Origin of the sequence: Pseudomonas vlassakiae (genome assembly GCF_014269035.2) — a bacterium.
GTDB lineage: Bacteria > Pseudomonadota > Gammaproteobacteria > Pseudomonadales > Pseudomonadaceae > Aquipseudomonas > Aquipseudomonas vlassakiae.
This window is the reverse complement of record NZ_JABWRP020000037.1, coordinates 1-9010: the sequence shown is the minus strand read 5'-3', so window position 1 is coordinate 9010 and position 9010 is coordinate 1. Positions and strand designations below refer to the sequence as shown.

Below are 9010 nucleotides of genomic sequence, written 5' to 3'. Positions count from 1 at the left end.
AAGTAGGAACTACAGAGATTCGCGGGTACGTCCTCGGGACGGACCGGCACACAGAATTTCTTGACGACCATAGAGCATTGGAACCACCTGATCCCATCCCGAACTCAGCAGTGAAACGATGCATCGCCGATGGTAGTGTGGGGTTTCCCCATGTGAGAGTAGGTCATCGTCAAGATTCAAACAAAAGCCCCTGTCTGCATTGCAGACAGGGGCTTTTTCTTTTCCGGGCTACAGTACCCTGACGTGTGCGCTAGCGGGCGAGTTGTTTGTCCAGGTAGTTTCTGATCACCCGCGATCCATTGTTCAGATGCTGCTCCAGCACCCTTACCGCCTCGTCGACCAATTTGTCAGCGGCAGCATCCACCAGGGCGTTATGGTCGTCCTGGGTCAGCTTGCCCAGCCCCATGGATGACAGGTGAAAGCGCAAGAAGCGTTCTTCCTCGTTCAGCTCGTTCTCGATCAGACGCAGCAGTTTCTGGTTGGATGCCTTGCCATAGAGCGCCATGTGGAAGAGCCGATTGAGACGGCCGATTTCCGCATGGCTGGTTTCGTTCTCCAGTTGCTGGATGTAACCACGCGCACTGGCGATGTCATCGGCATCCAGCAGCGGAATGGATTGGCGAAGCGCTTCGCTCTCCAGGAGCACGCGCAATGCATAGGTGTCGACTGCGTCTTCGCCAATCAGGGGGGCTACCACTGCACCCTTGTGCATTTCCACCTTCAGCAACGATTGCGCTTCCAACTGGCGCAGCGCTTCACGCACCGGCATGCGGCTGACACCGTACAAGTCGGCAACTTCCTGTTGGCGCACGGCGGTGCCAGGTGGCAGGCGGCCATCGAGAATGGCACTGCGCAGGCGTTCTTCAATAACGCTACGGGCCAGGTGTGCTGCCAGCTGTTCGCTGGCCAGCACGTTCTTGAGTTTGATTTTCTCGGCCAAGCGAAGTATGCCTCGACGACAAAAAAGTTGGATCCAATGACCCTAGTGACAGGTAGGGGGGCTTGTCAAACCTGCGCTGGCGAAGAAGCGAGCGGCCTGGGTTCACAGTTATGGTGGATGAGATATCCCGGCAAAGGAAGCGACACTTCCTTAGCATTAACTATAAAGTTCTATCTTGCCGACCATCGGCTACATGATTTCGCGGTGCCATTGTCTTTTGTGTGGCCAGGCCGCACCATCGCTGCTCTGGACTGATCTGAACAGGGCTTCGCATTGGCGATATCCTGCATGCTCAAAACCCCTGTGCGCCGCGTCTGCCTTGCGCTACTGCTTGGCAGCCTGTTGCTGGGCGGGCTGCAGGCGGATTGGGACTTCACCGAGATCAGCCGCAAGTCCCAGGCCCTCTATGGCCCGCTAGGGCCAGGCAAGGCCCGCATCGATGCCTGGCAGAACCTCATGGTGACGCAGAACCAAGGCACCGAGCTGCAGCGCTTGCAGGTGGTCAACCTGTTCTTCAATCAGCAGCTGCGCTATGTCGAAGACATCGACCTGTGGCATGAAGTGGACTACTGGGCCACGCCAATCCAGGCCCTGATCAAGGGCGCCGGCGACTGCGAAGACTACGCAATTGCCAAGTACTTCAGCCTGCGCCGCATGGGCATCCCTGCCGAGAAGCTGCGCATCACCTATGTCAAAGCCCTTCGCCAGAACCGTGCGCACATGGTACTGACCTATTATTCAACCCCACAGGCTCAGCCGCTGGTGCTCGACAGCCTGATGGACGCAATCAAACCGGCCAGCCAACGCACCGACCTGCTGCCGGTGTACGCCTTCAATGGCGAAGGCTTGTGGCTAACCGGCGCCGCAGGCAACAAGAAGGTCGGCGACACCAAGCGCCTGTCACGCTGGCAGGACTTGTTGAAGAAAATGCAGGCCGAAGGGTTCCCGGCCGAACCGGTCTATTGAAGGAGCGCAGATGTCACTGTTCAAACAACTGCTGTTGGCCATTTGTCTGTTCCTGGTTGTTGCCTTCAGCGGCAGCTTCATGGTCAGCCTGGAAAGCTCGCGCAGCCAGTACGTCAACCAGCTGCGCTCGCATGCCCAGGACGCAGCCACCGCATTGGCATTGTCACTGACCGCTGAGATCGATGACCCGGCCATGGTGGAGCTGATGGTCAGCTCGATCTTCGACAGCGGCTACTATGCCAGCATCAAGGTCATCGACCTGGCCTCCAACGCCGTGCTGGTGGAGCGTCGCGCCGAGCCGGACCCAGGTGGCGTGCCTGCCTGGTTCATCCACCTGATCGGACTGGAGCCGGCAGGTGGCGATGCAATCGTCAGCCGGGGCTGGCAACAGGCCGCGCGGGTCGAGGTGATCAGCCACCCCATGTTTGCCATTGGCAAGCTTTGGCAGAGTGCTCTGGGCAGCCTGGGCTGGCTACTGCTGTGCGGTGCCGCGAGCGCGGCGCTTGGTGCTTTGTTGCTGCGCCGGCAGCTGCGCCCGCTGGACGCGATGGTTGAACAGTCACACGCCATTGCCCGGCGTGAGTTTCATACCCTCCCGGAGCCGCGCACGCCGGAGCTGCGCAGGGTAGTGCAGGCACTGAACCAGATGGTCGAAAAGCTCAAGGCGCTGTTCAGCGAGCAGGCTGAGCGCAGTGAGCGGCTGCGCGCCGAGTCTTATCAGGACAGCCTGACCGGGTTGTCGAACCGGCGTTACTTCGAGATGCAGCTCAACGCCAGAGTCAGCAACATGGAGGAGGCCCGTGCCGGCTACCTGCTGTTGCTGCGTGTACAGGGGCTGGCTGGGCTCAACGCACGTCTTGGCGGACAGCGTACGGACCAGCTGCTGCAAGCGGTGGGTGAGCAGCTGAGGCGCACCTGTGCCACCTTCCCGGAGACCAACGACTTGATCTCCCGCAGCCGCGGTGGTGAATTCGCCGTCTTGGCGCCAGGTATGGTCCACGAAGACGCGGTGCGGCTTGCCCAGGCCCTTGAGGCGGCGCTGCAAAGCTTGCACGAAACCGGAGCCAGCGATATCTCCCCAGTCGCCTGCATTGGCCTGGCACCGTTCAGCCCGGGTGATGCGCCGCAGGCGCTGCTCAAGCTGGCCGACGAGGCCTTGGCACGTGCCGAGCATCAGCCGCTGCCGGGTTGGGTATGCCTGGAGCAAGGCGCCGCCGCTGTTGTGGGTGACACCCAGCACGATTGGCACAAGCGTCTGGACGAGGCGTTCGTCAAAAGCCGCTTCGAGTTGTTCTTCCAGCCGGTAGTCCAGACCAAAGCTCCAGAGCGGGTGCTCCATTACAAAGTCGTTTCGCGGCTACTCGACGAGCAGGGCGAAGCCTTGCCCGCTGGCCGCTTCCTGCCTTGGCTGGAGCGCTTTGGCTGGATGACGCGGCTGGACCTGCTGGTAGTGGAAAAGGTCCTTGCCCATCTGCGCAGCCACGGTCAGGTATTGGCCCTGAACCTGTCTGCCGCAACCCTGGCCGACCAGAAGGCCCTGCAACGCGTCTATGAGCTGCTGGGCCAGAACACGGCACTGGGTGCTCAGTTGATCTTCGAAATCGGCGAGGAGCAACTGCCGGAGCAGGTTGCGCTGGAGCAGTTGACCCGGCGCCTGCGCGGGCTCGGTTTCGGCCTGGCGCTGCAGCGCTTTGGTGGCCGCTTCAGCATGATCGGCAACCTGGCGCATCTGGGCCTGGCGTATCTGAAGATCGATGGCAGCTACATTCGCAACATCGACCAGGAACAACACAAGCGGCTATTCATCGAAGCGATCCAGCGTGCGGCGCACAGCATCGACTTGCCACTGATCGCCGAGCGGGTCGAGACGGAAGGCGAGCGCCAGGTACTGCTGGACATGGGCATTGAGGGCATTCAGGGCCAGCTGTCTGGGGAGCCTGCGCCCTGGCGCTGATCTCAGATCAAGCCGCCTTCCTCTTCTTCTTCGATCAGGTTGTTCAAGCTGCCCAGTGCCTTGCGCGCCGTCGAGCGGTTGAGCAACTTGGCCTGAGCTCCGGCAGGCAGATCGGTGATGCTGATCACGCCCTTGGTGGTCAGCACCTCGATCAGGTCTTCGAGCACGCGAATCATGTCCAGGTCGCTTTGCTTGAGTTGCTTGAGGCTATTCTCGACGACATCGTCGGCAAACCATTCCTGAATCTCCGCATGGTCGGCGGGCAGCACTTCCGTGTACTCGGCGTAGGGTGCGGCTTCGACCCGCGCCAACTGCCCCTCGCCGTCGCGTTGCACATAGAACATGGCGTCCATCCTCATCATGTTGAATCCTTAGGCTTGGCTCTGGCGCAGCATAGGCAACTTTGCCCTGCTGCGCCTGCCAGTCAGCTGTTGTTGTTATCGATCTTGATGGTTGGGTCTGCGCCGCTGATCAGTGAGTTGATGCTGGTGTTCGACCAGTTCACCCCCTCCAGCTTGATCGACACGTCAGCATTGGCCAGCCCGCCGGCTGCATTGAGCTTGCCCTCCGTACTGATCTGCAGGGTCGATTCGCCGCCCACGGTGGTGATTTTCAGGTAGTTGTCGATGGTCGTGCCACGTTCCCCCTGCAGCAGGTCGGTCAGGTCGAGGCGGTCGCCTTCGCTCAGCTTGAAGTCCTTGATCACGTCCTGGCCGATGTCGCCGGCTTTCCACACGAAGGTATCTGCACCGGCGCCACCGCTGAGAATGTCATTGCCCTTGCCACCGATGAGCATGTCGTTGCCGGCCCCGCCGAACAGCAGATCGTTGCCTTCACCGCCAAGCAAGGTGTCGTTGCCGGTGCCGCCGAGCAAGATGTCGTTGCCTTTGCCGCCATCGAGGTAATCGTTGCCGCCCTGACCAAAGAGGATGTCGTTGCCACCGCCCCCCATCAGGGTGTCGGCACCGTCGTTGGTGCGCGACAGGTCGAAGTCGGTGTAATGCTCGCTGATGTATTGATGCATCACCTTGGCATCCACCAAGCTCGTGTCCACGCCTAGCTTCGTCGCGACGAAGGCCTGGACTGCCTCGATGCCGCTGCCGGGGATCGAGTCGAAACTCACCAGGTCGCCGAAGATGATGTCGTGTCCGTCGCCACCACTGATGGTGTCGGCGCCGGCGATGGTCTGGTCGGTGTGGCCGAGGATCGCATCGGAGATCTTGCTCGGGTCGACGTTGACCTGGGGTACGCCGTCGCTGTCGAATGGTTTCAGGTCGGTGCTGCTGATGCCCGTACCCACGCCGACCGCCTCGACCGACGATAGCGCCGCGAGCAGTGCGAAGCTGGAGGTGGCGTTGCTCAGGGTATCGCTGGTCGTGGTGCTGCCGGTGCCCGCTAGCTTCGACAGCTCATAGCCTCCGTTGCCTTCGGCGTGGATCAGGCCGGTGGTTACGGCGCTCCACTTGTAGCTCAGGCTTAGCAGGTCGAAGCTGCGGGTTTCAGCGGTGAGCTTGCCGGTGGCGTCGATCGACACCCGGTTATTGGTGTCCAGCTGATAGTTGGTCAGGGTGTCGCCCATCTTGTAGCTGATGTTGCCGAGCAGTGTGTCGAGCTTGACCGAGCTGTTGGCCAGTGCCGGGTTGGTCTGCTCGCCGGTCTGGTAGTAGGTCGGCTGGCCGTCGGTGAGGAAGTAGGTCTGGTTGGTGCCGGTGACGCCGGCATTCTTCAGGCTCTGGAACCAGTTGGCCGTCGTCTTGAACGCATCCTCGTAGTTGGTGCCGCCGTCCGCGCTCATGCCGCTCAGGGCGTTGAGCAGGGTCTTGAGGCCGGCATCGTTGAGGGTGACTGCAACGGTGCTCTTGACCTGCGTGGCGAAGTCCACCAGCAGCACGTTCACCGTGCCGACCCCGGTGGCCTTGGCATCCGCCAGCAGGGTCTGGAACGTAGTGGCCAGGGACGCCTTGGTCGCCTCGATACCGGTACTGCCCATGCTGCCCGAGGTGTCGACGACGAAGGCGAGGTTGTAGTTGGTACCGGCGGTCATGTGCAAGCCAGCGGTGTCGGCGATGATGATGTCGTCGCCGTAGGTGCCGGCTGTACTGTCGTTGGCGATGGTCAGCTGGGAGGTGGTGTAGTTGTCCGGGTACACCGTGACCTTGAGGGTGCCCTCGGTGGTGGCAAAGCTACCGCCGACCGACTCGGTGGAGGTCGAGGTGACCTTCACATCGAACTGGCCGCTGTAGTAGGCCGGTGGCTTGATCGTCAGGCTGTTCAGGGTCCAGCCGCTGACGTCGACCGCCGTGGCCCCCACGGTAGCGCTATGCCCGGCGCTGTCGCTGATCACCGAACCGGCCGGAATGCCCGCCAGCTTGACGCTCAGGGCCTCGGAACCGTCGGTGTCAGTCAGGCTGCTACTGATGCCCACCAGCTTGACGCTGCCGTTTTCCGGCCCTTCGTTGAGCCTGTAGCCATCGTAGTAGCCCTGGCCGCTGCTGCCGTGTAGGTCGGATACCGTAACGCCGGCGTTGGCCAGGGCGGTGACGTTCGGGTACATGGCGATGCTGGTACTGTTGAAGTCACCCACCGCGCCGCTGCCAACCTTGATATTGATGTCGTAACTGCCCGGGCCCGACTGGTTTGCGTGGTAGACCTCCAGGGTGTAGTAGCCGCTTGTGGCTGGTGTATAGGTGCCCGCCACGGTGCCTCCAGTACCCCAGGTAGCCGTTACCACGTTCTTGCCGCCGATGTTCACCAACAGGCTGTCGTCGGCAGTCCCGCTGAAGGTGTAGGTCTTGCCGGCTTCCAGGTAGACCAGGCCGGAGGTCTTCGAACCGCTTTGTGCTGCAACGCTGGCGTCGGACTGCACATTGGTGGTGGTCTCGGACTTGGTGGCGGTGCCGGAGTTGGTGAAGACCGTTTTCAGCGCATCGCCGGTAATGCCATTGCCGTTGGTACCCAGGCCGGTCAGGGTGGTCCAGGTTTCCTTGGTCAGGCCCAGCGAGTTGACGTTGTTGCTACCGATACTCAGGGTCGGCGTGTCAGCGACCGGGGTGATATCGACTTTCAGCGTGGTCTCGCTGCCCGGGGTGATACCGTCGGTGGGTTTGAACCTGATCTGTGCATAGTCAGCCTGGTTGTTTCCCACGCCAGAGCCGCCATAGCCATCGGCACCGGACTGGTTGGCCAACGGTACGAACTTGAGCTTGCCGGCAGCGATGTCGGCCTGGCTCACGGTCTGGTTGACCGTCACGTTCACCCAGGCGGTGCCGTTGTTGTACTGCAGGGTGCCGAGTGTCGGCAGCTGGGTGAAGGTGACGCCCAGGCTTGCGGTCGGGGTGTCGGCGTCGGTGACGTTGAAATTGCTCCAGTTCAGCACCAGCGCAGTGTCCTCCACGCCGGTGACGATACCTCCGGTGGACACCGGGGCATCGTTGACCGCCACCACGTTGACCGTGGCGGTCGCGGTGTTGGATACATTGACCCCGTCGGTGACCGTGACTGTGATGATCCGCGGCGTGGTGCTCGGGTCCTCGCTGGTGTTGACGAAGGTGATGTTCTTGATCGCCTGCAGGTAGTCGGCCAGCGAGGCGTTGCCTGTCAAGGTCAGGACTACCTTGCCGGCGACCACGCTGGAGGTGGCGGTGATGCCGTTGACGCTGCTGCCCAGGTTCAAGGCATCGCCGGCCTGGGCATTGGTCAGCGTCACGGTGGCACCGGCCATCTGCGAGCTGTCGAAGTCGGTGATGGAAATATCCAGGTCACTGATCGAGTTGCCGCTGCCGTTTTCGGTGAAGGTGGTCTGGAAGTCGGCGCCCGTCTTGCCGCTGGAGTCGTTGGCATCGAGGTCCAGCACCGGGGCTGGCTCGTAGAGTTGGGTAGTGATGCTGCCTGCGGCAGGGCTGATCGCAAGCCCCTCGAAGTTGCCGCCGGTGGCCGAGTCGATCTTGATGGTGAACTGCTCGGTGCCCTCGGCGATGTTGTCCTTCAAGGTTGGGATGGTGAACGTGGCCTGGTTGCTGTTGGCTTTTATCGTCACCGTGGCCACACCGGTGTAGTCGACGCCGTTGCTGGCGGTGCCGCTGTAGCTCAGCTTGACTACCACGTCGGTCTGCGGTGCATTGCTCAGGGTCAGCGTGTAGGTTGCGTTGTTGCCCTCGGCCACGGTGGCTGAGCCGGTGATGCCAAGGGTGGTGGTGTTCAACGTGTCGGTCACGGCGGTAACCGCTGGCGCCGGGTTCACTACCAGGCTTTCGAAGTTGCCGCCGGTGGCGTTGGTGATCGTGGTGCTGACCGTGGACGCGCCGATGTAGACGTCGTCGGCTGGCGCCGCCACGGTGATGCTGCCGGAAGACTGGCTGGCGCCGATGGTGATGGTCTGGCCGTTGCTCAGGGTCACGGTGACCGCTGTTTGCGCCGGGCTGGTCAGGGTTGCGGTGTAAACGATCTGGCCACCCTCGGCCACGCTAGGCGTTGCCGTCAGCGACACCGTCGTGGCGTCCTGCACATCGGTAACGGTGGTGCTGACTGGCGCCTGGTTGGCGACCAGATTTTCGTAATTGCCGCCGCTGACGCTGGTGATGTTGTTGGCGACCGGCGCGTGGCCTTGGTAAACGTCGTTGGTCACGGCGCCCGTGGCGGTGCCGGAGCTCTGGCCGACCGGAATGGTGATGGTCTGGCCGTTGGCCAGGCTGACCAGGACCGGGCTGCCGGTGACGGGCGCATCCACTGTGGCGGTGTAGACGATGGTGCCCCCCTCGGCCACGGAGGGCGTAGCGGTCAGGGTGACGGTGGTGGTGTCCCGCACATCGGTGACCGTCGTGCTGACCGTCGCCTTGTTCGCCACCAGGTTTTCGTAGTTGCCGCCGCTGACGCTGGTGATGCTATTGGTGACCGCTGCGTGGCCTTGGTAGACGTCGTTGGTGACGGCGCCGGTGGCGGTACCGGAGCTTTGGCCGACCGGGATGGTGATGGTCTGGCCGCTGGCCAAGGCCACCACGACAGCCGAGCCTGTAACTGGGGCGGTGACGGTTGCGGTGTAGACGATAGTGCCGCCTTCGGCCACAGATGGCGTCGCGGTTAGCGTGACGGTCGAGGTGTCGATGGTGTCACTGACGGTGGTGACTGCCGCCGTACTGTTGATCGCCAGGTTC

5 protein-coding genes and 1 rRNA gene are annotated in these 9010 nt (G+C 62.1%); 3 read left to right on the top strand and 3 right to left on the bottom strand.

Annotation, left to right across the window (positions count from 1 at the left end; translation table 11 throughout):
- Positions 1 to 59 precede the first annotated feature (59 nt).
- Positions 60 to 175: ribosomal RNA gene (gene rrf, locus HU738_RS25600) — 5S ribosomal RNA — on the top strand.
- A 75-nt stretch (positions 176 to 250) separates the two neighbouring features.
- On the opposite strand, the gene HU738_RS25595 is transcribed toward rrf, so the two are convergent.
- Positions 251 to 940 (bottom strand): GntR family transcriptional regulator, encoded by a 690-nt coding sequence (locus tag HU738_RS25595; protein WP_176509963.1) that lies wholly within the window; start codon positions 938 to 940, stop codon positions 251 to 253.
- A 288-nt stretch (positions 941 to 1228) separates the two neighbouring features.
- Here HU738_RS25595 and lapG point away from each other — a divergent pair, with 288 nt between their 5' ends.
- Both lapG and lapD read left to right on the top strand, forming a co-directional pair.
- Complete coding sequence (gene lapG, locus HU738_RS25590; RefSeq protein WP_371870334.1) at positions 1229 to 1906, top strand: cysteine protease LapG; 678 nt, start codon at positions 1229 to 1231, stop codon at positions 1904 to 1906.
- Between the two features lie 10 nt (positions 1907 to 1916).
- Entirely contained in the window at positions 1917 to 3860 is a 1944-nt protein-coding gene (lapD, locus tag HU738_RS25585) for a cyclic di-GMP receptor LapD (protein ID WP_186605002.1), read from the top strand.
- A 2-nt stretch (positions 3861 to 3862) separates the two neighbouring features.
- On the opposite strand, the gene HU738_RS25580 is transcribed toward lapD, so the two are convergent.
- Positions 3863 to 4204 (bottom strand): tryptophan synthase subunit beta, encoded by a 342-nt coding sequence (locus HU738_RS25580; RefSeq protein ID WP_176509967.1) that lies wholly within the window; start codon positions 4202 to 4204, stop codon positions 3863 to 3865.
- An 80-nt stretch (positions 4205 to 4284) separates the two neighbouring features.
- A partial coding sequence (locus tag HU738_RS25575) for an immunoglobulin-like domain-containing protein (RefSeq protein WP_217871527.1) occupies positions 4285 to 9010 on the bottom strand: 4726 nt, incomplete at its 5' end.